Origin of the sequence: Pantoea sp. V106_11, assembly GCF_029967885.1 — a bacterium.
GTDB lineage: Bacteria > Pseudomonadota > Gammaproteobacteria > Enterobacterales > Enterobacteriaceae > Pantoea > Pantoea ananatis.
Genome location: NZ_JASCAK010000029.1, coordinates 13,724 through 37,396, shown reverse-complemented (window position 1 = coordinate 37,396; position 23,673 = coordinate 13,724). Strand labels below are relative to the sequence as shown.

At 58.8% G+C, this 23,673-nt stretch carries 20 protein-coding genes and 1 pseudogene; 9 read left to right on the top strand and 12 right to left on the bottom strand.

Translation table 11 applies throughout. The features are described 5' to 3' along the window. Positions 1 to 241: 241 nt before the first annotated feature. Positions 242 to 859, top strand: a complete 618-nt coding sequence (locus QLG08_RS12480) for a hypothetical protein (RefSeq protein WP_231858597.1) — start codon at positions 242 to 244, stop codon at positions 857 to 859. A 41-nt stretch (positions 860 to 900) separates the two neighbouring features. Here QLG08_RS12480 and QLG08_RS12475 read toward each other — a convergent pair whose 3' ends face one another. Both QLG08_RS12475 and QLG08_RS12470 read right to left on the bottom strand, forming a co-directional pair. Beyond that, a complete protein-coding gene (locus QLG08_RS12475) occupies positions 901 to 2,277 on the bottom strand; it encodes an aromatic acid/H+ symport family MFS transporter (protein WP_019104836.1) in 1,377 nt (458 codons plus the stop codon). A 284-nt stretch (positions 2,278 to 2,561) separates the two neighbouring features. Beyond that, entirely contained in the window at positions 2,562 to 4,454 is a 1,893-nt protein-coding gene (locus QLG08_RS12470) for a sugar phosphate isomerase/epimerase and 4-hydroxyphenylpyruvate domain-containing protein (protein ID WP_019104837.1), read from the bottom strand. Positions 4,455 to 4,682: 228 nt separating this feature from the next. Between QLG08_RS12470 and pcaH the strand changes: the two genes are divergently transcribed. The 3 genes from pcaH to QLG08_RS12455 are packed head-to-tail and all read left to right on the top strand — an operon-like array spanning position 4,683 to position 7,033. Beyond that, complete coding sequence (gene pcaH, locus QLG08_RS12465) at positions 4,683 to 5,423, top strand: protocatechuate 3,4-dioxygenase subunit beta (protein WP_282472955.1); 741 nt, start codon at positions 4,683 to 4,685, stop codon at positions 5,421 to 5,423. Further along, positions 5,420 to 6,040, top strand: a complete 621-nt coding sequence (pcaG, locus tag QLG08_RS12460; RefSeq protein ID WP_013027214.1) for a protocatechuate 3,4-dioxygenase subunit alpha — start codon at positions 5,420 to 5,422, stop codon at positions 6,038 to 6,040. Before pcaH ends, pcaG begins: the two co-directional genes overlap by 4 nt. A gap of 60 nt (positions 6,041 to 6,100) precedes the next feature. Further along, the gene (locus tag QLG08_RS12455; protein ID WP_013027215.1) at positions 6,101 to 7,033 is read left to right on the top strand and encodes a LysR substrate-binding domain-containing protein; all 933 of its coding nucleotides are present in this window, start codon (positions 6,101 to 6,103) and stop codon (positions 7,031 to 7,033) included. A 9-nt stretch (positions 7,034 to 7,042) separates the two neighbouring features. On the opposite strand, the gene pcaC is transcribed toward QLG08_RS12455, so the two are convergent. The 6 genes and pseudogenes from pcaC to QLG08_RS12425 all read right to left on the bottom strand — a co-directional run bounded on the left by pcaC (position 7,043) and on the right by QLG08_RS12425 (position 12,092). Further along, positions 7,043 to 7,429 (bottom strand): 4-carboxymuconolactone decarboxylase, encoded by a 387-nt coding sequence (gene pcaC / locus QLG08_RS12450; protein WP_210497953.1) that lies wholly within the window; start codon positions 7,427 to 7,429, stop codon positions 7,043 to 7,045. Between the two features lie 9 nt (positions 7,430 to 7,438). After that, a pseudogene (gene pcaD / locus QLG08_RS12445) lies at positions 7,439 to 8,185 on the bottom strand (3-oxoadipate enol-lactonase); the annotation flags it as partial. Beyond that, the gene (locus QLG08_RS12440; RefSeq protein ID WP_282472954.1) at positions 8,182 to 9,522 is read right to left on the bottom strand and encodes a 3-carboxy-cis,cis-muconate cycloisomerase; all 1,341 of its coding nucleotides are present in this window, start codon (positions 9,520 to 9,522) and stop codon (positions 8,182 to 8,184) included. The gene QLG08_RS12440 and the pseudogene pcaD, both read right to left, overlap by 4 nt. Positions 9,523 to 9,525: 3 nt before the next feature. Beyond that, positions 9,526 to 10,728 carry a 3-oxoadipyl-CoA thiolase gene (gene pcaF / locus QLG08_RS12435; RefSeq protein WP_282472953.1) on the bottom strand — a complete coding sequence of 401 codons (1,203 nt, stop codon included), beginning with the start codon at positions 10,726 to 10,728 and terminating at the stop codon, positions 9,526 to 9,528. Positions 10,729 to 10,738: 10 nt separating this feature from the next. After that, positions 10,739 to 11,392 (bottom strand): 3-oxoacid CoA-transferase subunit B, encoded by a 654-nt coding sequence (locus QLG08_RS12430; RefSeq protein WP_013027219.1) that lies wholly within the window; start codon positions 11,390 to 11,392, stop codon positions 10,739 to 10,741. Positions 11,393 to 11,402: 10 nt separating this feature from the next. Then, on the bottom strand, positions 11,403 to 12,092 hold the full coding sequence (locus QLG08_RS12425) for a 3-oxoacid CoA-transferase subunit A (protein ID WP_015699502.1): 690 nt from the start codon (positions 12,090 to 12,092) through the stop codon (positions 11,403 to 11,405). A 186-nt stretch (positions 12,093 to 12,278) separates the two neighbouring features. Here QLG08_RS12425 and QLG08_RS12420 point away from each other — a divergent pair, with 186 nt between their 5' ends. The 3 genes from QLG08_RS12420 to QLG08_RS12410 all read left to right on the top strand — a co-directional run bounded on the left by QLG08_RS12420 (position 12,279) and on the right by QLG08_RS12410 (position 15,233). Next, on the top strand, positions 12,279 to 13,085 hold the full coding sequence (locus QLG08_RS12420; protein WP_013027221.1) for an IclR family transcriptional regulator C-terminal domain-containing protein: 807 nt from the start codon (positions 12,279 to 12,281) through the stop codon (positions 13,083 to 13,085). A gap of 77 nt (positions 13,086 to 13,162) precedes the next feature. Then, positions 13,163 to 14,353: a cystathionine beta-lyase gene (gene metC / locus QLG08_RS12415; protein WP_013027222.1), complete on the top strand. Its 1,191-nt coding sequence runs from the start codon at positions 13,163 to 13,165 to the stop codon at positions 14,351 to 14,353. Positions 14,354 to 14,570: 217 nt separating this feature from the next. Further along, positions 14,571 to 15,233 carry a DedA family protein gene (locus tag QLG08_RS12410; RefSeq protein ID WP_013027223.1) on the top strand — a complete coding sequence of 221 codons (663 nt, stop codon included), beginning with the start codon at positions 14,571 to 14,573 and terminating at the stop codon, positions 15,231 to 15,233. A gap of 12 nt (positions 15,234 to 15,245) precedes the next feature. Here QLG08_RS12410 and QLG08_RS12405 read toward each other — a convergent pair whose 3' ends face one another. After that, positions 15,246 to 16,154 (bottom strand): AraC family transcriptional regulator, encoded by a 909-nt coding sequence (locus QLG08_RS12405; RefSeq protein WP_014605038.1) that lies wholly within the window; start codon positions 16,152 to 16,154, stop codon positions 15,246 to 15,248. Between the two features lie 192 nt (positions 16,155 to 16,346). Between QLG08_RS12405 and dkgA the strand changes: the two genes are divergently transcribed. Further along, positions 16,347 to 17,174, top strand: a complete 828-nt coding sequence (dkgA, locus tag QLG08_RS12400) for a 2,5-didehydrogluconate reductase DkgA (protein ID WP_014594626.1) — start codon at positions 16,347 to 16,349, stop codon at positions 17,172 to 17,174. A gap of 503 nt (positions 17,175 to 17,677) precedes the next feature. Next, a complete protein-coding gene (locus QLG08_RS12395; RefSeq protein ID WP_176018372.1) occupies positions 17,678 to 18,613 on the top strand; it encodes a flagellin in 936 nt (311 codons plus the stop codon). A 56-nt stretch (positions 18,614 to 18,669) separates the two neighbouring features. Here QLG08_RS12395 and ftsP read toward each other — a convergent pair whose 3' ends face one another. From ftsP to parC, 3 genes are all read right to left on the bottom strand, one after another. Next, positions 18,670 to 20,100, bottom strand: a complete 1,431-nt coding sequence (ftsP, locus tag QLG08_RS12390) for a cell division protein FtsP (protein ID WP_013027227.1) — start codon at positions 20,098 to 20,100, stop codon at positions 18,670 to 18,672. 145 nt (positions 20,101 to 20,245) lie between these two features. Next, the gene (locus QLG08_RS12385; protein ID WP_014594628.1) at positions 20,246 to 20,983 is read right to left on the bottom strand and encodes a 1-acylglycerol-3-phosphate O-acyltransferase; all 738 of its coding nucleotides are present in this window, start codon (positions 20,981 to 20,983) and stop codon (positions 20,246 to 20,248) included. Between the two features lie 44 nt (positions 20,984 to 21,027). Next, complete coding sequence (gene parC, locus QLG08_RS12380) at positions 21,028 to 23,301, bottom strand: DNA topoisomerase IV subunit A (RefSeq protein WP_014605037.1); 2,274 nt, start codon at positions 23,299 to 23,301, stop codon at positions 21,028 to 21,030. Between the last annotated feature and the right edge of the window lie 372 nt (positions 23,302 to 23,673).

Sequence of the window (23,673 nt, the reverse complement as noted above, 5' to 3'; positions counted from 1 at the left end):
GGCATTTTGATTGTCAGAGAAGCGAGTATGTGAAAAATCGCTTTCGGGCGCAGCGGTTAGCCTCTGCGAACGGTGGGTGCGCAAACATAACGATAAACAGCCTATGAGCAACACAATCATAACCAGCCTAACGTCACTTTTACGTCGGAAACGACAGCAGCGCTTATTACGGGATCGCCGTATAGGCTTTAACCGTGCACGCGCGCAAGATCACGCATCACGCGCTGCGCACGCTTCGATATTGCCTGGTCCTGACGGCCATCGCGCTGACGCCACAGGGCCGCTTACTGCGCCCGCCCGTTCTGCAGACGGCTCGTCACCGCTCCCCATCACGACGCCAGACCGGACGATGCTGCTGTGGCTATCCCGCTGCCTGTTATTTGTGTCGCTGCTGCTGCCGGGTTCAAACATGATCTCATCCTGCTCTGGTGCCTGTTATGCGGCGACCAACACGCTGATCACCCTGCACTTTTTCAGGCGCTGTTATGAGTCAGGTAAACCCTCATCCGGCATCGTGAAGTGTTTCAGTCGCCAGTTGCGCAGCGTGGCCCTGATTCGTTTTATCCACGCCTCACGCAATGCGGCGCCGCCGGGCAGACTAAAGCGTTTTCACTACGGTCATCAGTCGGATAAAACGCGAAGGCGCAACGTGCGCCCGCCGTTCCGTGCGGCTCCCGAATCAGACTCAGCCATCCATGTCAGCCCGGCAGAGCCCTCTCTGTTTTCACCGGATGCCTTGCTCAGGTCGCCGCAGGCGCAATCGTTACCGCCCTGTACCACTCCGCACTACAACGCCGCTCCTCCGTTGATCACGCCGCCGCAGAACCCGCTGGCGGCATCCCCGGGCTGTCAGCCCTGAGCAGGCGACACGTCCACAAAGCCTGGCCCGGTGGCGGGTGATTAGCGGATATCGCCAGGGCTTATCCCCCAGCGGGAAGGCGTGCTTCTTTCGCCCGCCTGGCGCTGCTGACTGCGCCCCTTGGCCGTTATCATCGCCACCGTTAACAGGGCCGGGATGGCCAGCACGGCGAAAATAGTGGCGAACCCCCAGCCCAGCGCCAGCATCTCTGCCCCCACCAGCGCGCTGAGAATGGCCCCGATGCGCCCTACGCCGTGCATCCAGCTGGAGCCCGTTGCACGCGCCTCGGTGGGATAAAAGCTGGCCGAAAGCGCATTCATTCCCGTGTTAGCGCCACCGATGCAGAAGCCGATCATCATGGCGCAACCGCCCAGCAGCACCGGGTGCGCCAGCGAAAATCCCATCCCCACCGTGAACAGCGCGCCCGCGCCGTAAATCATCGACAGCGCCCGGTGCGATTCAATCCTGTCCATCAGCCAGCCCGAAAACAGCGAACCGCAGGTTCCGCCCGCCTGGAACAGAGCCGTGATAATGGCGGCCTGCACCACGTCAAAACCGTTATCCTTGATCAGCATGGGGAGCCAGCTGCCCAGGGTATAGAATAAAAACAGTGCGGTAAAATAGGCGCCCCACAGCATCAGGCTGCCAAACCGGTACTGGTCGTTAAGTACGACTTTTACCGGCTGCGCCCTGGCCTTGCTGACCGGCGGCAGTTCGACGCTGCACTGCTGCAGATCCAGATCCGGTGCCAGCTTAGCCAGAATACGGTGAATTTTTTTGCTGGCGGCACGCCTTACCACTAAAAAGCACACCGATTCCGGCAGCGCCCAGAGCAGTAACGGCACGAACAGCATTGGCAGGATCCCGCCCAGCATCAGGACAGAATGCCAGCCAAAGTGCGGCATCAGCCAGGAGGCGGCAAAGCCACCCAGCGCTGCGCCAAACGTGAAGCCACAAAACACCACGGTGATAAGGAATGCCCGTCGTCTGGCAGGAGCAAACTCGGCCACCAGCGTGCCCACGTTGGGCATCGCCGCGCCTAATCCCAGACCGGTCAGAAAACGGAACAGGATCATCTGTTCCATATTTTGCGAAAAGGCGGTTATCAGCGTCCAGGCGCCAAAAAAGAACACGCTGTTAATAATCACGACTTTGCGACCCAGCCTGTCTGACAGCGGGCCGGAGAGCATTGCGCCCAGCGCCAGCCCCACCAGGGCAGCGCTGATGATCAGCCCCAGTTCGCGATTGGTGATGCCCCAGTCCGCTTTCAGTTCAGGTGCAATGAACCCCATGATGGCAATATCAAACCCATCGAGGGCGATGATGCAGAAGCCAAACAGCACCACCATTTTTTGCCACATCCCCAGCGGGCGGCTGTCGATTAACGCCCGAACATCAATTGCTTTGCTTTCCGCCACGGTGACTCTCCGGTGAAATACGTAATGTGGGGTTACTATATGCAGGCGCTGTAATGCGTTAAACGGCGATAATCGAAATTTTGTGCGTTTATCGCACGATTATGCGCGAATTAAACGCCAAATCTGCGTTAATAGATTGTTAAAAAAGACAATTTTTTTGGCAGCATGGGTTCCGTTATCGGCAAAGGATTGTGAGCGGGATCGGGCGGATTTGAGCGGGCGAGAACGGGCAGAGAAGCGGTCTGAGCAGGATAGCGGGCCAGCGAAACTGGCCCATCAACGTCTTACCGCATGGCGGTCAGCCGCACGGGAGCATTGGCCGCGCCAAAGCCACGATAGCCGCCACGTCGTTCCAGCAGCTCAAAGAAGAAGCGGCCCTTTTCATAGGGAAGCGTATAGACGTGCAGCAGCTCCCCGCCCTGTTCGTCCCGATCGTACAGCACATCGTAACGCTGCAGCTGCGCCAGAAAATCGGCGTCGAGATCGAAACGCGCCATCAGGTCCTGATAATAGTTATCGGGAATGTGCAAGGTTTTCAGCCCACGTTCGCGCGCGGCCTTTACCGCACTGAACAGATCGTCACAGCCAAAGGCGACGTGCTGCAACCCTGCGCCCTGATAGGTCGTTAAAGCGCGGGCTATCTGGGTTTCCCGACTGACCGACATGTTTAGCGGCAGGCGAATCGCATCGTTGGGGCTTCGCAGCACGCGGCTACGCACCAACCCCAGCGGATCGGGCAGTTCCCACTCGGTATCCTGCACAAAACCCGGCACGCTACGCAGGAACATAATCCAGTTATCGCGCGTATCATCCGGCAGGGCAATCGCCAGATGGTCGATGGTCTGCATCGCAGGCTGGGGCGCGGCGCGGTGCGTTAAGTGGAAGTCGCTGTGGTAGCCGTCTTGACCGGCAGGCTCATCTTCCACCAGATAAATCAGGCTGCCGTCAGGCGCACATAACGCCGGGATCTGGCGTTCGTTGGGGCCGGTTTCCCCCTGCCAGATGGCGTAACCGTAATCCTGCGCGCGCGTGATCAGCTTATCGACCCCGCGAACCCGCCAGGCCACCGCACACAGCGAAATACCGTGCTGATGATAATACCCGCTGGCCTGGCTCTCCGGCTGCGCATTCAGAATCACATGCACCTTGCCGTTACGATACAGCGACACCTGCTTGGAGCGATGATCGCCCGCATGAACCAGGCCAAGCTGCGTCAGCCACTGTCCGAGTGCAAAAGCATCATTGTGGCTGACGGCAAACTCAATGAACTCCAGCGACAACAGCGGCGGCTGGGGCGCAGAGTGGAACAGCCCTTCCCCGGCCAGGGAGGCCAGCGCGCTCGGCAGCAGCGGCTGTCCGACCAGCCAGTCACGGGTTTGCTCCTCCAGCCACAGCAGCGATCGGTAACCATCCTGCGCGGTAGGCACCACCGGCGAGGCGCGGAATCCATCGTTGAAAATTTCCAGCGACCAGGCATCCCGGTAGCCATGCGCCGACAGTTGCGTCATAAACTGAGTCAGATTGAATTCGCCCTGGCCGGGAAAACAGCGGAAGTGGCGACTCCACGACAGCACATCCATTTTTAGCAGCGGTGCATCCGCCAGCTGTACGAACACAATTTTCTCCGTCGGGACCGCTTCCAGCCCGTCCAGGCTGTCACCGCGCGACAGAATATGAAAACTGTCGAGCACGATCCCCAGCGCGGGATGGTTGACGGCCTTGACGCGGGCCCAGGCGTCGCGCCACAGGCTGACGTGTCGTCCCCAGGCCAGCGCCTCATAACCGAGAGTAATACCGTGCTCAGCCGCCAGCTCTGCCAGAGCGGTGAGATCGCTGACCTGTGTGGCGAAGTCGTCACTGCAGTCGGGTGAGACATTGCTGCAGACCAGCATCCGCTGACAGCCCAGCTGTTGCATGACCTCAAACTTGCGCGCCGCGCGCGCCAGGTTTTGCGCCAGCCTGTCACGGGGGCCGCCTTCGAAGTCGCGGAAAGGTTGAAACAGCAAGATTTCCAGCCCGAGCGCTTCACACAGCTGGCGGATTTCCACGGGTGAGCCGGGATAATAGACCAGATCGTTATCGAAAATTTCAACGCCATCGAAGCCTGCGGCGGCAATTGCTCGCAGTTTTTCCGGCAGCGTGCCCGATACCGAGACCGTTGCGACAGAACGTTTCATTGTTGCCTCCTGATAAGCGGTCACGGGGTGACCTTAAAGCAGCCGGTCAGCAGCGAGGCATTCTGCTAACGGAGATTGGCAATTGTTATGAACCAGTTGGAACATTTCGTCAATGTGTAACTGGTCATGATTTTTGGTTATGACAAAGCCGACGATTTTTCACTTTTCTTTTACAAGTTGCGCTTCCTACACTTCCCGCTCTGTACCGAAAATAATAAGGATGCCTGGATGAAAAATGACTGGCCCGCCCGCGAACTGGTTCATCGTGACTATCGTGATCACCCACCGGCGCTTGCGCCTTTGTATAAAACAAGTCTGCTGCGCTCGCCACGCAACGCGCTGATTTCTTTGCAGAATTCGCTATCCGAAATCACGGCACCGGTGTTCACCCAGCAGGAGCTCGGACCACGAGACAGTGACCTTATCCTCAATTACGCCAAAGAGGGTTTACCCATCGGCGAACGGATTATTGTGCATGGCTACGTGCGGGATGCATTTGGTCAGCCGGTGCGCAACGCGCTGGTTGAGGTATGGCAGGCCAATGCCGGGGGGCGCTATCGTCACAAAAAAGATCAGTATCTTGCGCCCATTGATCCAAATTTTGGCGGGTGCGGTCGCATGCTGACCGACGATAACGGCTACTACTGCTTCCGCACCATTAAGCCCGGTCCCTACCCGTGGCGGAATCAGGTGAGTGACTGGCGTCCGGCGCATATTCATTTCTCACTCTCTGGCGAAGCCTTTGCCCAGCGCCTGATTACCCAGATGTATTTCGAGGGCGATCCGCTGATCGGCGGCTGTCCCATTGTTCAGTCAGTCGGCAGCGAAGCGGCCGTGCGCACGCTGATTGCCGAGCTGGATACCCACTCTGCCGTGCCACTGGACTGCCTGGCCTACCGCTTTGACCTGGTCCTGCGCGGGCACCGCGCAACCTGGTTCGAAAACCGCACTCAGGGGGCGGCATCATGAAACGCTATCTTGCCGAAACGGCGTCACAAACCGCCGGACCTTATGTGCACATTGGTCTGGCGCCCCATGCGGCGGGCTTCGACATTTTTGAAAACAACTTTAGTGAGGTGCTGACCCAACCGGAAACGCGCGGCGAGCGCATTGTGGTAGAAGGCTGCGTTTACGACGGTTCCGGCACGCCGGTGCGCGACGTGCTGATTGAAGTGTGGCAGGCGAATGCCGAAGGGCGTTACAACCATCCCGCCGATCGGCAGCACGATAAGCCGCTGGACCCGGCGTTTCGTGGCTGGGGACGGACCTGCTCCGACTTCGACAGCGGGATCTGGCGTATCAAAACGATCAAACCCGGTAGCGTGACCGGGCGCGACGGTCGCCCCATGGCGCCGCATCTTAACCTGTGGATTGTGGCGCGCGGCATTAACATCGGACTGAACACCCGGCTCTACTTCGCCGATGAACAGGCGGCAAATGACGCCGATCCGGTACTGAATGTGATCGAATGGGAGAAGCGACGTCGCACCTTGCTGGCGCGGCGTGAACAGCGCGGCGACGAGACGGTCTACCGGTTCGATATCTGGCTGCAGGGTGAAAACGAAACCGTGTTCTTTGATGTCTGAACCTTAATCTGCCCACGACAATGTCCTTGCCGCTTCGGCGGCAAATTCATAACATGAGTCATGGATAGGGTTTCCCGGTTTAGTCAGCGCGTGCGCGTGCGCCATCTTCACGCTTTTGTGGCCACTGCACAGCAGGGGACGCTGGGGCGCGCCGCGCTCCATCTGGGGATTACCCAGCCCGCCCTGTCCAAGACCCTCAACGAACTCGAATACCTTGCCGGTGAGCCGCTGTTGCTGCGCAGCCGCCAGGGGACGGAACTCACCGCCAGCGGCACGCGATTCCTGCACGATGCCATCCGTATTCTCGATGCGCTGAATATTGTGGACCAGGTGATGCGTCCCGGCAGTGCGCCGCAGCCCGGACCGATGCACATTGGCGCACTGCCTACCGCCATTGTCAGCGTGGTGGCGCCGGTACTAGCTGGCCTGCAGCAGCACTATCCGGGCTGGCGCATTCAGGTCAGCACGCTGGCAAATGATGCGTTGCTGATGGGAATAAAATCAGGGCAGATGGCGCTGGGGATTGGGCGCATGGCCGAACCCGTATTGATGGATGGCCTGAACTTCGAGCTGCTGTATCTGGAAACCCTGCGTCTGGTTGTGGCCCCACATCATCCTCTGCTGCATGCTGGCGTAACGCTGGCTGAAGCCCTGAGCTGGCCGCTGATCCTGTCGCCACGCGGCACGGTGCCGCGCCAGAATGCCGAATCGTTGATGACCAGCCATGGCCTGAGATTACCGGATGGCGCAGTGGAAACCCTGTCAACCACGCTGGCGCGCCGTCTGACGCTGAGCCACGGCTACGTCTGGCTGGTGCCCTACGGCGCGGTGCGCGACGACCTGACCAGCAACCAGCTACGCACGTTGCCGCTTCCCAGCCAGGGGATGGCTGAGGCGGTCGGCATCCTGACCCGCCAGCAGCACGCGCCACCACCCGAGCAGCTGCAGCTGGTGGCGGCCTTGCGGCAACGGGTGCTGGACGTGCCTGTCTGACAGCGCAGTTTACTGGGCGCTGTCCTGCTCATCGAAAACGCTCTGCGCCAGATGGAACGCGGCGTTGGATGCTGGCAGGCCGCAGTAGAGCGCAGCATGCATCAGCAACTCTTTGATTTCATCCCGGCTGACGCCGTTATTGAACGCGGCCCGCAGGTGCATTTTCAGCTCCGCTTCGCGGTTGAGCGCAATCAGCATGCCGATGGTGATCAGGCTGCGCGTGTGGCGAGTCAGGCCGGGCCGGGTCCATATCTCGCCCCAGGCGTAGCGGCTGATAAAGTTCTGAAACTCATCATTCAGCGGCGACAGGTTTTCGAGCGTCCGCTCAACGTGGGCGTCGCCGAGCACCGCCCGGCGTACGGTCATGCCCTGCTGGTAGCGCTGCTGCTGGGTCAGCTGTGCGTCAATAAAAGGCTGCAGCGCGCGGTTAAACGCCAGCCAGACCTCGACGCTGGACAAGTGCGAGGCGGGCAGCACGACACGCTGCGCACCCGGGATCTGTTCAACCATGCTGTCTGCATCGGCCAGGGTCGTAACCCTGTCGTCACGCCCGGCAATCACCAGCACGGGTAACGAAATCGCCGCCAGTTCGTGGCGCAAATCGGCTGTCGCCAGGGCTTCACAACAGTCAGCGTAGCTGTCGGCGTCACAGTCGCTGAGCTGGGATACCAGATGGTTTACCGTCGCAGGCGCACGTTCACAGAAGGCCGGGGTAAACCAGCGTGCCGCCGCGCCCTCTGCAATGGCGGCCATGCCGTACTGACGAGCCTGCGCGGCCCGCTCTCGCCAGGCGGCCGACTCGCCGATCTTTGCCGCGCTGTTGGCGATCGTGAGCGTGATTAGGCGTTGCGGATGAAAACGCGCCAGCCAGAGTCCGGTCAGCCCGCCCATTGAAATGCCGCAGAAGTGCACCCTGTCGATGCCCAGTTGGTCCAGCAGCGACAGGACCGCCATCCCCAGCTGTTCCAGCGAGCGGGTTTGTCCGTTCGGTGCCGAAGCACCGTGGCCGGGAACGTCGTAACGCAAAAGGCGATACGTCCCTATCAACGCATCACGCTGCGGCTGCCACATCTCGGACGTTGTGCCTAAGGAGTTACTGAATAAAATCACCGGGGCATCGTCTGGCCCCTCAAGTACGTAATGCAACATCATGTGGCCCTCGCAGCCGCTAAAACCTGGTGAATAAAGCGTGACGCGCTGCCCGTGGCGTTCGCCGGATCGAGCAGCCTCTCCAGTTCGGGCCGACTCAGGTGCGAGGCAACGGTTTCATCCGCGCACAGGACGGTCAGCAAACGCTGCTGCGTCGCCAGCGCCCGACGGCAGCACTGTTCAATATGATGATGGGCCTGCTGCCGTCCCAGCGCGTCTGCCAGCGCCAGCGTGACCGCTTCCGCCATGATGAGCCCCTGTGTCAGGCCGAGATTGCGTTGCATGGCTTCTTCATGGACTTCCAGTCCGTCGATCAGCTCTGTGCTGTGCACCAGCGCCGCGCCGCTGAGCATAATCAGTTGCGGCAGGCTCTGCCACTCGGCCTGCCAGCCGCCCAGCGCACGCTCGTGCTCCTGAACCTGACCGGCATACAGACCTGACATCAGGGCCGGCACCCGGTTGGCCGCGCTGAGAATCGCCGCGCAGAGCACCGGGTTCCGTTTGTGCGGCATGGTAGAAGATCCCCCGCGCCCCGGCGCCAGGGGTTCACTGACCTCGCCGACTTCGCTCTGCATCAGAAGCGACATGTCCCGGGCCAGCTTGCCCAGCGTACCGGTAAGACCGGCATACCAGCCCGCCAGCTCGGTGATTCTGTCGCGCTGCGCATGCCAGGGCGTAGCGCTTCGCGGCAGCGCCAGCACATCAGACAACGCCTGCTCTACGCGTTCGCCCTTTTCCCCCAGGGACGCCAGCGTGCCCGCCGCCCCGCCAAACTGCAGCACCAGCACCCGCGGCCGCATGGCCGTCAGTCGCGCACGAAAACGCACCAGCGCATCCAGCGTGCCCGCCAGCTTCAGGCCTAACGTCACCGGCAGCGCGTGCTGCAGCCAGGTCCGGCCGACCATCAGCGTCGTGCTGTGCCGCTCGCACTGAATCGTCAGGGCGGCAATCAGCCGATCCAGCAGCGAAGCCGTGTCGTTAAGCGCAGTGCGCAGTTGCAGCATCAGTCCGCTGTCGATGGCATCCTGACTGGTTGCGCCCCAGTGCACATAGCGCGCGGCCTCGGGCGACGTCGCCGCAACCACGGCAGTGAGCTGTTTAACCAGCGGAATCGCCAGGTTGCCCGCCAGGCCCGCCGCCTGCGTCAGCGCCGCCGTATCGATCGCCTGCGCCTGGCAACAGGCCTGAATACAGTGAGCGGAGGCGTGATCGATCACGCCTGCCGTGGCCAGCGCCTGTGCCAGCCCGGCTTCGAAATCCAGCATTCCCTGTAACAACGCCGTATCGCTAAAGCAGTCGTCAAGGGGAGAGGCCATAAACATGGCGCGGTAAAGAGACATTGGTTATACCCGTTCCAGAATGAGTGCGATGCCTTGCCCCACGCCCACGCACATGGTGCACAGCGCGTAACGGCCGCCCGTGCGCCGCAGCTGATACGCTGCGGTCATGGCCAGCCTGCCGCCTGACGCGCCCAGCGGATGTCCCAGCGCAATCGCGCCGCCGTTGGGATTCACATGGGCAGCATCATCGGCCAGTCCCAGTGCGCGCGTCACCGCCAGCGCCTGGGCAGCGAAAGCCTCATTTAATTCGATCACGTCCATTTGCGCCAGCGTCAGGCCACTTTGAGCCAGCACTTTACGCACGGCAGGTACCGGACCATAGCCCATAATGCGCGGCTCCACGCCACAGGCCGCCATCGCCACCACCCGCACCAGCGGCGTGAGTCCATGTTCTGCCGCCGCGCGCTCGCTTGCCAGCAGCAAGGCGCAGGCCCCATCGTTAATGCCCGATGCGTTACCCGCCGTCACGCTGCCGTCCGGGCTGACCACGCCTTTCAGGCCTGCCAGCGCCGCGAGCGAGGTGCTGCGCGGATGCTCGTCACAGGTGACGTTCAGGGCTTCGCCTTTGCGCTGCGGGATGCTCACCGCCATCAGTTCGTCACTAAACAGGCCCATTTCCTGCGCCCGGGCGGTACGCACCTGACTACGTAGGGCAAAAGCATCCTGATCGGCGCGGCTGATAGCGAAATCACGCGCTACGTTTTCTGCCGTTTCCGGCATGGTTTCGACACCAAAGCGAGCGCGCATCTGCGGGTTGATGAAGCGCCATCCCATCGTCGTGTCTTCCATTTTCAGGGAACGGCTAAACGCGCTGTCTGCTTTGCCGGTCACAAAGGGCGCGCGCGACATGCTCTCCACGCCGCCCGCTATCATTATTTCGGCCTCACCGCATTTGATCGCCCGGGCGGCCGTGCCGATGGCATCCAGCCCCGAGCCGCACAAACGGTTGAGCGTGGTGCCCGGCACGCTGGACGGCAGCCCGGCCAGTAACAGCGCCATGCGCGCCACGTTACGGTTGTCTTCTCCCGCCTGATTTGCGCAGCCGTAAATCACATCGTCAATAGCCTGCGCCACCGAAGCCGGCTGGCGGGCTAACAGCGCCGCTAAGGGTAAAGCAGCCAGATCGTCAGCACGCAGGCTGGCAAGCGCGCCCGCGTAACGGCCAAAGGGCGTACGGAGTGCATCGCAGATAAACGCCTGTTGCATCAGCTTCTCCTCAGGCGGTAGCCAGTTCAGGTTGCAATAAACGCACCGGCGTTAACGCCTGCAGCGCATCAAAACTCAGCCCGGGGCAGCACTCCACCACCAGTGGGCCCTGTGGGGTAATATCGATCACGGCCATATCGGTATAGAGGCGACTGACGCAGCCCAGACCGGTAAGCGGATAGCTGCACTGTTTGACCAGCTTGCACTCCCCTTTTTTGGTCAGGTAATCCATCATCACATAGACTTTGCGCGCGCCGATGGCAAGATCCATCGCCCCGCCTACGGCAGGAATCGCGTCTTGCGCCCCAGTGCTCCAGTTAGCCAGATCGCCGCCGACAGACACCTGATAGGCCCCCATCACGCAGATATCCAGATGCCCGCCGCGCATCATGGCAAACGAGTCGCCGTGGTGGAAAAAACAGCCGCCAGGCAGCAGCGTTACCTGCTCTTTCCCGGCGTTGATCAGCTCTGGATCCTCCTCTCCGGCGACGGGAGCGGGCCCCATGCCGAGGAGCCCATTCTCGCTGTGCAGGAAGATCTCTTTATCTGCAGGCAGATAGTTGGCAATGCGGGTGGGCAGGCCGATGCCCAAATTGACGTAGGCGCCCTCAGGAATATCGCGCGCCACGCGCTGTGCCAGTTGGTCTCGGGTGAGTTTTTGCATAGCCTACTCCTCAGGCGGAAAGGGTCAGGGTTACGGGATTAGCCACGGCCACCAGCCGCTGCACAAAAATACCCGGCGTGACGACGTTTTCAGGATCGAGCTGGCCGAGCGGCACCAGTTCTGCCACCTGCGCAATCGTGGTCGTAGCGGCCATCGCCATCACCGGACCAAAATTTCGTGCCGCTTTGCGGTAAACAAGGTTGCCCCAGCGGTCGCCCCGATGCGCTTTGATCAGGGCAAAATCAGCCTTGAGCGGCTTTTCAAATACGTAATGACGACCGTCGATTTCACGGGTTTCTTTGCCCTCCGCCAGCGGTGTACCAAAGGCGGTTGGCGTGAAAATCCCCCCCAGCCCGCTCCCTGCCGCCTGCATTCTGGCGGCAAGGTTGCCCTGCGGCACCAGCTCCAGTGCAATTTCTCCCCGGCGATAGCGTTCGTCGAACACCCAGGAATCGACCTGGCGGGGAAAAGAGCAAATCATCTTCTCAACACAGCCGGCCTTCAGCAGCGCGGCCAGGCCACTTTCGCCGTTGCCCGCGTTGTTGCTGATCACCGTCAGCCCACGCACGCCATGGTCAATCAGCGCATCAATCAGCTCCAGGGGCTGGCCTGCGGGTCCAAATCCGCCAATCATGATGCTGGCCCCGTCCGGTATCACCGCAACGGCCTCTGCCAGCGTTGCCACACTTTTATCGATCATCTGCTCTTCCTTTCGCCCGGCACAGGCCGGCTTGTCGTGAATAGCCAAAAAGTAGATCGCTCTGTGACAGCAAACAATACCGATAATCGAAATAGTGTGCGATTATCGGTCACTGACGGGATAAAACAGGACATTGTGATCGCGCACACAGGCGTGCGTGCATCAAGCCACTGACAGGAGAAAACCATGACGGATGAACAACAACGACTGCGCGGTAACAGCGATCCCTGGAAAGGCGATCCCAATTTTATGGCCTCCCTGGCGCGGGGACTGGAAGTGCTACAGGCGTTTACGCCACAGCGCCGCCTGATGTCCGTGTCGCAAATCAGTCAGCGTACGGGCATTCCCCGTGCGGCCGTGCGGCGCTGTCTGTATACGCTGAGCAAGCTGGGGTTTGTGTATGCGGAGGATGGCAAAAACTTTGAACTGCGTCCGCGCGTGCTCTCTCTCGGCCACAACTGGTTAGGCGCAACGCCGCTTGCCAGCGCCTCGCAGCCGGTTTTGCGTCAGCTCAGCCAGACGCTGAACGAGTCCTGTTCGATGGCGGTACTGGACGGGGACGACATTCTCTACATCGCCCGTGCGTCGGCATCGCGCATTATGACGATTGACCTGCACATCGGCAGCCGCCTGCCTGCCAGCACCACCTCCATGGGAAGAGTGCTGTTAAGCGGCCTGGCCAGTGAACCGCTTAACGATTACCTGGCGCGCTTGACTCAGCTGCGTTATACCAGTCATACGCTGGTAAGCAGCAGCGCGCTGCGTGAAGAACTGGCGCGCGTCAGGCAGCAGGGCTACGCCATTAACGATCAGGAACTGGAAATCGGGCTGCGATCTCTCGCCGTGCCGCTCAGCGCGCCGGGGGGCCGAATAGTGGCCGCGCTCAACGTGGGCGTGCATGCCGGGCAGGTTTCTGCCGATACGCTGCGCCAGCACCATTTGCCGCTGCTGCAGGAGGCGGCCCGGGAAATCTCCCTGCTGCTGCGTCAATAATCTGTTTTGCCCCTCAACGTCGCTGCAAAATTCGTGGTAACGTGAAGGCTGAGTTGCAAGCGGCAAAGTAGAGAGTTATGACCACGAAAAAAATTGATACCACCCTCGTCAGCGCTGGACGCAACAAGCGTTATACCCAAGGCTCGGTGAATGCGGTCATTCAGCGAGCCTCTTCACTGGTTTTCGATAGCGTTGCAGAGAAAAAACGGGCCACCGCAGGGCGCGCGAAGGGCGAACTGTTTTACGGCCGTCGCGGCACCCTGACGCATTTCGCCTTGCAGGATGCCATGACGGAGCTGGAGGGCGGCGCGGGCTGTGTTCTCTATCCTTGCGGCGCAGCAGCCGTCTCCAATGCCATCCTCGCGTTTGTCGAAGCGGGCGACCACATTTTAATGAGCGGCGCCGTTTACGAACCGACTCAGGACTTCTGCACAAAAATACTCAGCAAGCTCCAGGTCTCGACCACCTGGTTTGATCACTGTATTGGTCACGACATCGCCGCGCTGGTTCAGCCTAACACCCGCGTGGTTTTCCTGGAATCTCCCGCCTCCATCACCATGGAAGTGCAGGACGTGCCGGCTATCGTTGCGGCGATACGCGCTAAAGCGCCAGACGCCATCATTATGATCGACAACACCTGGGCGGCAGGCGTGCTGTTCAGCCCGCTGGCCCTGGGCGTGGATATTTCTATTCAGGCTGGAACGAAATACCTGATCGGCCACAGTGACGCCATGATTGGCACCGCTGTCGCCAACGCCCGCTGCTGGGATCAACTGCGCGAAAACAGCTACCTGATGGGCCAGATGGTGGATGCCGATACGGCTTACATGGCAAGCCGTGGCTTACGTACGCTGGGCGTGCGCCTGCGCCAGCATGAAGAGAGTGCGCTGCAGGTAGCAGAGTGGCTTTCTGCGCGCCCTGAAGTGGCGCGGGTTAACCATCCGGCGCTGCCCTCGTGCCGCGGGCATGCATTCTGGCAGCGTGACTTCACCGGCAGCAGCGGTTTATTTTCATTCGTGCTGCGGCAAAAACTGAGCCGTGAACAGCTGGCGAATTATCTCGACCATTTTCATCACTTCAGCATGGCTTATTCCTGGGGTGGATATGAGTCACTGATTTTAGCCAACCAGCCCGAAGAGTTAGCGGCCATTCGCCCGGCCGGTGGCGTTGACTTTGAGGGGACGCTGATACGGCTCCACATTGGTCTTGAGCATGTCGATGACCTGCTGGTCGATCTTGAGGCAGGCTTTGATCGCCTGACGCGCTAAAATAGTAAACATGATATAAACCAGGCGCCGACCGTCGTGATATTACACCCGGTCATGGCTGGTTAGCTGTTAACATTCGATCTATAAAAAAGTGTTCAGTCAGCAGAAGAACCGCAACATTTTACCCCTTCACCGCGCAATGCTGTGGCGGGAAGTAAGAGGTCAGCCAGGTCTGAACAGAACAATTGAGTTTCATTTTGACGTAATGGGATAGCTAATGGGTGTTTTACACGAGATTGTGCACGCGCTTTGGCATCAGGACTTTGCCGCGCTGGCCAATCCAGAAGTGGTCTGGATCGTTTACAGCGTAATGTTTATGACGCTATTCCTGGAAAATGGTTTGTTACCTGCCTCTTTTTTGCCTGGCGACAGCCTCTTGCTACTGGCCGGTGCCATGGTGGCTAAAGGCGTGATGGACTTTTTCCCGACGCTGGTGATACTCACGGTCGCCGCCAGTCTGGGCTGCTGGCTGAGTTATCTGCAGGGGCGCTGGCTGGGCAACACGAAGCTGGTGAAGAGCTGGCTGATGCAGCTGCCGGCGCAATATCATCAACGCGCCTGGAATATGTTCAACCGCCATGGTCTGATGGCGCTTCTGGTTGGCCGCTTTCTGGCGTTTATTCGTACCCTGTTGCCTACCATGGCGGGCATTTCCGGACTGTCTAATGCCCGTTTCCAGCTGTTTAACTGGCTCAGCGGCCTGCTCTGGGTCGGCATCGTGGTCACGCTGGGTTACGGTATCAGCCAGGTGCCCTTTATCAAACGTCATGAAGATCAGGTCATGGCGATCCTGATGATACTGCCGATGGTGCTACTGGTGGTCGGCCTGGTCGGCAGCGTCATCGTGATCTGGAAAAAACGTCGCCAGAAACACGCCTGACAGCGGGTAGCGTCAGGCGGGCGGTTCGGCCACCGTCTGGCGCACCCGATTCACTTCCTCTCCCGGCGTCACGCCAAAATAGCGTTTAAACTCACGCGAAAATTGCGACGGACTTTCATAGCCAACCCGCACGGCCGCCACGCTGGCTTTCAGGCCATCGTGCAACATCAGCAACCGCGCCTGATGCAGACGATAACGTTTAAGGTACTGTAACGGCGACGTCTGCGTGACGGCCTTAAAGTTATGGTGAAACGCCGACACGCTCATGTTCACTTCCGCCGCCAGCGCATCCACGCTGAGGTTATCGGCATAGTGATTCTCAATGCGGCGCAGCGCGCGGGCGATCTGGCTGAACTGCGTCTGCCGACTCACCAGCGAGAGCAGCGCGCCGCCTATCGGCCCGGTCAGCACGTAATAAATAATCTCCCGCACAATATGCGGCCCCAGCACGCGCGCATCGCGCGGCTGCGTCATCACATCCAGCAGGCGTTCTGCGGCACACAACATGGGCTCGGTTAACCAGCCGGAGTGAATACCGGAGGTGAGCGGCTGTGGCTGAAACCCTTCGTCGTCACCTATATCCATCAGCAGATCCTGCAGACTGGCCGTGTCCACGCGTAAACACATTCCGGCCAACGGCTGCTCCGGTGAGGCCCAGGTTTCGCATTCGACCGGCAAGGGCACGGTCAGCATTAAATATTTTGTGGCGTCGTACTGAAAAACCGTACTGCCGAGATAGCCGGTTTTACCGCCCTGAAACAGAATGACGATGCCCGGCTGATACATGATGGGCGTGCGCGGACGATACTGATCGGCGTAAATCAAAGAAACGTTTTCTACCGGACACCGCTGGTGACGGCCATGTGTCATCAGCGTGACCACCTGCTGAGCCAGACGTTGGCACAATGCGTCGTGAGGCATAATCACTCCAGAAAATAAAACAGCAGTTTGCCGCGCGCCTGGTTAATTCGCCAGCAAAATGGAGAATCAGGCAAGAAGTTTACAGGATCAGGCAGGGTTATCCTGTGCGGTTCACAGGCAGCCTGAAAATTGTTAGCTAGACTTAAGCACAGCGAGGACTCACTGGTTTACTGCAAATGTAAGGAGCATGTTATGGCAGACCAACCCATTATCAAACTGCACGATGGTAACATGATGCCGCAACTGGGACTTGGCGTGTGGCAAGCCAGCGTCGAAGATGCCCGTCATGCCGTGCTGAAAGCGCTGGAGGTCGGCTATCGCTCAATTGATACCGCCGCCGCGTATAAAAATGAAGAAGCCATAGGTCAGGCGCTACAGGAAACGGAGGTCGCGCGTGACGATATCTTTGTCACGACCAAGCTGTGGAACAGCGACCAGCAAAACGTTCAGCAGGCGCTGGAAACCAGCCTGGAAAAACTCAAGCTGGATCAGGTTGACCTCTATCTGATGCACTGGCCGTGTCCTGAGAATGATCACTACGTTGAAGCCTGGAAACACATGATCGCGCTGCAGCAGCAGGGCCTGGTGAAGAGCATCGGCGTGTGCAACTTTAATCAGCCGCACCTGAAGCGGCTGCTGGAAGAGACGGGCGTGACTCCGGTCATCAACCAGATCGAGCTGCATCCCATGCTGCAACAGCGCACGCTCCATGCCTGGAACGCCATGCACCAGATTCAGACTGAATCCTGGAGTCCGCTGGCCCAGGGCGGTGAAGGCGTATTCGATCAGGACATCATCAAATCGCTGGCGAAAAAATACGGTAAAACCCCGGCGCAAATCGTCATCCGCTGGCACCTGGACAGCGGCCTGGTGGTGATCCCTAAATCCGTCACGCCTGCGCGCATTGAAGAAAATTTCAAGGTGTTTGATTTCCGTCTGGATAAGACAGAAATGAGCGAGATTGCGAAGCTGGACAGCGGTAATCGCCTGGGGCCTGACCCGGATACGTTCAACGGCTGACCATCGCCTGCCTCGACTTAACAAGAGAGTGGGTACGCATCGCCTCTCCCGGCTGGGGGAGGCTTTTTTTATGGCTGCGCGGGAACGGGGAGTTTTAAGATTTTTTAAAATCTGTGTCAAAGGACATCATTGATGATCAGCCTGCGTCAGGCGCATTCGTCTTCTCCGGCACAAGATGAGCGGCTCGCCTGCACATCGCCACATCCTGCGCCTCGTTAAGTCAAATCCCCCCTCTAAAACCTTGCCCTATCCGCCAGCAATACGGTTATCTGTGCCGTTTAAAAACGGGCTCAGCCTGCTGGTGGCTCCGTTTCCTGTCAGCGCGTCACGCTTTGCAACACACCGCCGGGCTGACTGACTGTGCCGGTCTGATAACTGGGGTGATAATGATTAACGTTATGATCTTTTAGCCTGGCTCTGCTGCCTGCCCGCCCCCGTTCAAGGGATCGCGGCATTAAGGCGCAGTGAAGTAAAGCGTAACGTTATCAACCCAGGAGCCTGTCATGTCGGTTATCAATACCAATATCCTGTCATTGATCGTTCAGAATGACCTTTTCCTTTCGCAAAACGCGATGTCGACGGCCATTGAACGCCTCTCTTCCGGACTCCGCATTAACAGCGCTAAAGATGATGCTGCCGGGATGGCGATAGCTAACCGTCTGACCTCAAGGATCAACGGAATGACGGTTGCCACCCGAAACGCCGGTGAGGGTATTTCGCTGTCACAAACCGCTGAGGGCGCGCTCGATGAAATAAATAACAACCTGCAACGTATACGCGACCTGACGGTACAGGCACAAAATGGAAGCAACTCCGCTGCGGATATCGACTCGATTCAGACCGAAGTGAACCAGCGAATGGAGGAAATTAACCGCATTACGGCGCAAACGGATTTCAATGGCATTAAGGTGCTGAATACCGGATCGGGTGCGTCCGAGTATCGCTTTCAGGTCGGTGCGGAAGACGGTGAAACCATCAGCATCGATATTGATTCGAGTGACCGGTACAACCTGCTAAAAGCGGGAACAACCGGCACCGCGCTCAACGTCCGGCAGATGACATCAGGTGACACCGTTAACGGGGCCGCACGTACGGTTGCCGCAGAGGGTTTTGACGTTCTGAAAGGCGCAGTGACTGGCGGAGCGAACGGGACAGCGACGGGGAACTCGCCTCTGACTGATATTGACCGGGCGATTCAGTTCGTTGACGCGCAACGCAGCATGATGGGGGCAGACCAGAACCGCTTTCAGTCCGCTATCACCAACCTCGGGAGCATGGTAACCAATCTCACTGCCGCACGGAGCCGGATAGAGGATGTTGATTACGCGACAGAAGTATCGGCGCTGTCACAGGCGCAGATTTTACAGCAGGCCGGCGTAGCGATGCTGGCTCAGGCCAACCAGATGCCCCAGCTGATGCTGCAGCTTCTTCGGTTTTAATCTCCGAAGGGCACGGGCAGGAGAGGCTCTCCTGCCCTGTTGAAGCACGAGTGCCGCTAAGACAGCGTAGGTTGCGTCAGCAGCTGACCTGCCGTGCCGCGATCCGCCAGTTCCAGCGTCTGGCTGTGATAGACAAACGGAAAATGCTCAGAAGAACTTTGCGTAAAGCTCACCAGAAGCTCTACGTCTCCGTCCACCCAGACCGTGTCCTTCCAGCCGCGATCTTCGCCCATGGGCTGAGCGCCGTTTACGCTCTTAATCAGGAACATGACGCCCTGGATGTGGAAAGATTGCGGACGATCGGCGCGAATAATCCAGCGTTCGAACGTGCCCTGCTGTGCGGTAGAATCAATGCGGTTCATATCCCAGACGGCACCATTGATGCCCGGCAGGCTGTCGCCAATGCGGAACTCACGCGTGCGCACCGAGGCGCCATCCAGAATCTGATCGGCCAGCAAACGCATCGGCAGGTTATCCGTCACCAGCGGCAGCAGGCCGGTAGGCCGCAGCGTAAGCACCAGCGTTGAGGTCAGGATCGTGGAGGGCTCAAAGAAACCGCGCAAACGATCCATAATGCCCGCCGCCGTGCCTGCCGTGATGGAGACTTCATCCCCTTGCGACATATCCACTAAGACTTCACGCCGTTCGCCCGGCGCCAGAGTTAAGCGCTGTACGGCGACGGGTGACGGCAGAAAGCCCTGATCGCTGGCAATCACCGTGAAGGGCCGGTTGTCACTGAGGCTCAGTTCATAACGCCGCGCATTGGAGGCGTTGAGTAACCGCAGACGGACCCAGCCACGTGATACCTCGACAAAAGGGTTACGCACACCGTTAACCAGCAGCGTATCGCCGAGAAAACCGCCGTCGCCCGGTGGGTCATAAACCGGCGTGGCAAAGTTATCCAGCCGTTTATCCTGAATAATCAGGGGGAAATCATCCACGCCATAGTGTTTCGGCAAAGGTAGCTGCTTGCTGATGTCATCCTCAATCAACCACATGCCCGCCAGGCCGTTGTACACGTGCGGGGCCATGCGATTTGGCGTGTTGGCGTGATACCAACAGGTCGCGGCACTCTGGCGAATGGGTAAAACCGGCGCCCAGTCGACCCCGGCTGACATCATGCGCGGCGCGCCGCCCATCAGTGCGCCCGGCACCTGCAGGCCACTGACCGTCATTGAAACGGGTTCATTGAGGCGGTTGCTGTAAATCAGTTTGACATCATCACCGCTGTACACGCGCACCGTGGGGCCGAGGTACATGCCGTTGATGCCCCAGACCGGGACTTTATTGTTATCGCCGTTAAACGACCAGTGGCTGCGCTGCAGGGTGAGAAACAGCGGCTGACCGCGGCGAGATTCCAGTAGCGGCGGGACAGGCAGGGGCGTATCACCGCCCGCAGAAGCGGCACGCGCCGCATGAGGCACAAGCGCGGCACTGAGCGCCGCACCGGCAGAAAGCTGGATAAACTGACGTCTGCTGAAAGACATTGAATTTCAGACCTTTTACGCGTGGCGCTGAACCGCCAACTCTGTTTTTATTGCTGTCATTGCTGTGCTGCGTGCACGGCGAGCAACGTCATGCTGACTCGCCGTGGGGCATCCATGCAGAATAGTCCGATAAAGGGCTTATCGGTTAGATTTTACCGTTTTTTTCGCGTTCTTCGACTTCGGCGTTCAGCTCTTCCAGCTTGGCCGCCATCAATTCCCGGCAGTGAGTCGCCAGCTTGCGCACCGAAGAGGATTCGAATTGTTTCACGTCCACCGGCGGCAGCATTTCCACAATCACCAGTCCGTTTTTCAGGCGGTTGAGGTTAATCTTGCCGTGAGTATTCGATACCACAATCGGAATGATCGGCACGCCTGCGGCAACGGCGGCATGAAATGCCCCGGTTTTAAAGGGTAACAACCCACGACCACGGCTGCGCGTGCCCTCCGGGAACATCCAGAAGGAGATGCGTTTTTTATTAAACTGATCCACCAGCTCACCGATCGTCCCGTGTGCTTTGGCGCGGTTGTCACGATCGATCAGCAGGTTGCCGGTCAGCCAGTAAAGCTGACCAAAAAAAGGTATCCACAACAGGCTTTTTTTACCGACGGTAACCGTTGTTGGCTGCACAATCTTGGCTGCGGTGACCATATCGTAGTTGTTCTGGTGGTTAGCGATGTAAATCGCGTTGCCGTAGTTATCCGCGCCTTCGGGCCGACGAAGCTCAACTTTAAGCCCAAACAGCGTCGATAATTTGCCAAACAGGTGACCAAAGGTCGCAACGTGGCGCGGATTACGTGGCGAGAACAGGCACCAGATACAGCCAAAAAAACTCAGCAATATTGAATAAATCACTACGATAATAGTGCGTAATATCAGTAACATATTTTCCTCAATGTGACACGGCTGGCCGGGGCCAGCCGGGTGAATTACGCGTCGCTGTCCGCGCTGCCGGGACGTGCCGGCGCATCCAGTTCGACCCGATCAATTTTTTGCAGGCCGCGCGGCAGCAGTGTGCCACGACGGCCGCGATCGGCACGGAACTTCTGCAACTCTTCACTGCGTAACAGCAGCTTGCGTTTGCCCACGTGCAGCGTAATCGCACTGCCCGGTGGCAGGATCATCAGCCAGGCCAGTTTATCCGCTCCCGACGCGGCATCCGCCGACGGAATCGAGATAATCTTGTTGCCCTTGCCCTTCGACATCTGCGGCAGTTCGCCGACCGGGAACATCAACATCCTGCCCGCCTGCGTAATGGCCAGCAGCATGTCATCTTCGTGATGGACAGCCATGGGCGTCATCACGCGGGCATTTTCAGGCAGCGTCAGCAGCGCTTTACCCGCACGGTTGCGCGAAATCAGATCGTTGAAGGTACAGATGAAACCGTATCCGGCATCAGACGCCATCAGCAAACGCTGCTCTTCCGGCTCCATCAGCACCTGCTCCATAACGGCACCCGGCGGTGGCGTCAGCTTACCGGTCAGCGGCTCGCCCTGCCCGCGTGCCGACGGCAGCGAGGTGGGATCCAGCGTATAGCTGCGTCCGGTGGAATCGATAAAGGCCACAGGTTGGTTACTCTTGCCGCGCGCCGCCGCCAGATAGCTGTCGCCCGCTTTGTAGCTCAGCCCTGCCGGGTCGATGTCATGTCCTTTAGCGCTGCGCACCCAGCCCATCTGCGACAGCACAATGGTGACAGGCTCGGACGGCACCAGCTCGGTTTCACTCAGCGCTTTCGCTTCTTCACGCTCACGCAGCGGTGAACGGCGGTCGTCGCCAAAATTGTTGCTGTCTGCCTGCAGCTCTTTTTTCAGCAGCGTATTCATTTTGCGTTCGGACGCCAGAATCGCCTGCAGCTGATCGCGCTCTTTTTCCAGCTCGCTCTGCTCGCCGCGAATCTTCATCTCTTCCAGCTTGGCCAAATGACGCAGCTTGAGTTCAAGGATCGCTTCAGCCTGGGTTTCGCTAATGTCAAAGCGCGACATCAGTACCGGTTTCGGCTCGTCCTCGGTACGGATGATATGAATCACTTCATCAATATTGAGGAACGCCACCAGCAAACCGTCAAGGATATGCAAACGGCGCAGCACGCGATCTAAACGGTAGTTCAGACGGCGGCGCACGGTGTCACGACGGAACACTAACCATTCAGACAGGATCTCCAGCAGGTTTTTTACCGCCGGACGGTTATCCAGGCCGATCATATTGAGGTTGATGCGGTAGCTTTTTTCCAGATCGGTGGTGGCGAACAGGTGGTTCATGACCTGCTCAAGATCGACGCGATTGGATCGCGGCACGATCACCAGCCGGGTGGGGTTTTCGTGATCGGATTCGTCACGAAGATCCTCTACCATCGGCAGCTTTTTGTTGCGCATCTGGTTGGCGATCTGCTCCAGCACGCGCGCACCGGATACCTGATGCGGCAGCGCGGTGATCACCACTTCGCCGTCTTCTTTTTTCCACACCGCGCGCTGGCGCACCGAACCGCGTCCGTTCTGATAGATTTTGCGAATCTCGTCACGAGGCGTGATGATCTCGGCTTCAGTCGGGAAATCCGGGCCCTGCACGATTTCCAGCAGCGCATCCAGGCTGGTTTTCGGATCGTCAATCAGGGCGATAGCGGCCTGCGCCACTTCACGCAGGTTGTGCGGCGGAATATCCGTTGCCATGCCCACCGCAATGCCGGTGGTGCCGTTCAGCAGGATGTTCGGCAGCCGCGCCGGCAGCATCTTGGGCTCCTGCATCGTGCCGTCAAAGTTCGGCACCCAGTCAGCCGTGCCCTGCCCCAGCTCGCCCAGCAGCACTTCGGCATACTTCGACAGGCGCGACTCGGTGTAACGCATGGCGGCAAAGGATTTAGGATCGTCCGGCGCGCCCCAGTTTCCCTGACCATCGACCAGCGGATAGCGGTAGGAGAACGGCTGTGCCATCAGCACCATGGCTTCATAGCAGGCGCTGTCGCCATGAGGATGGTATTTACCCAGCACGTCACCGACGGTACGGGCGGATTTTTTAAATTTGGCGGTGGCGTTCAGCCCCAGCTCTGACATGGCATAGACAATGCGGCGCTGCACGGGCTTTAAACCGTCGCCAATATAAGGCAGCGCGCGGTCCATGATGACGTACATGGAGTAATTTAAGTACGCATTCTCAGTAAACGTATGCAGGGCAAGACGCTCTGCACCATCCTGCGTCAATTCGCTCATTAAGTCCTCATCCTCACATCGTGACCCGCAACGGCGGATCACCCGGCGGTTGTTTGGCGAGGATAGTACCTTATTCGTGGGTGTTAGTCACAGGCCAGACGCAGTCAGGCCTGGGGTTTTTTCCCGGTTGACCGATCGCCGAAAATCCGCCTCAGGACAAAATGCCGAATGTCTTATTTCTAATAGTTTGTGACCGCGCTCGCAATTAATTACGGGCGACGTTATAGCGTATTAATCCTGTCCCGTTTCGGGGACAACATTTAGTATTGTTGATTCGCCTTCCACGCCCTACATTCGATATTAACGCTGTTACACACTTTTATTTTTTTCCAGGTTGGATTTAACGAATTGCCACTTAAGCACCGCTAACGA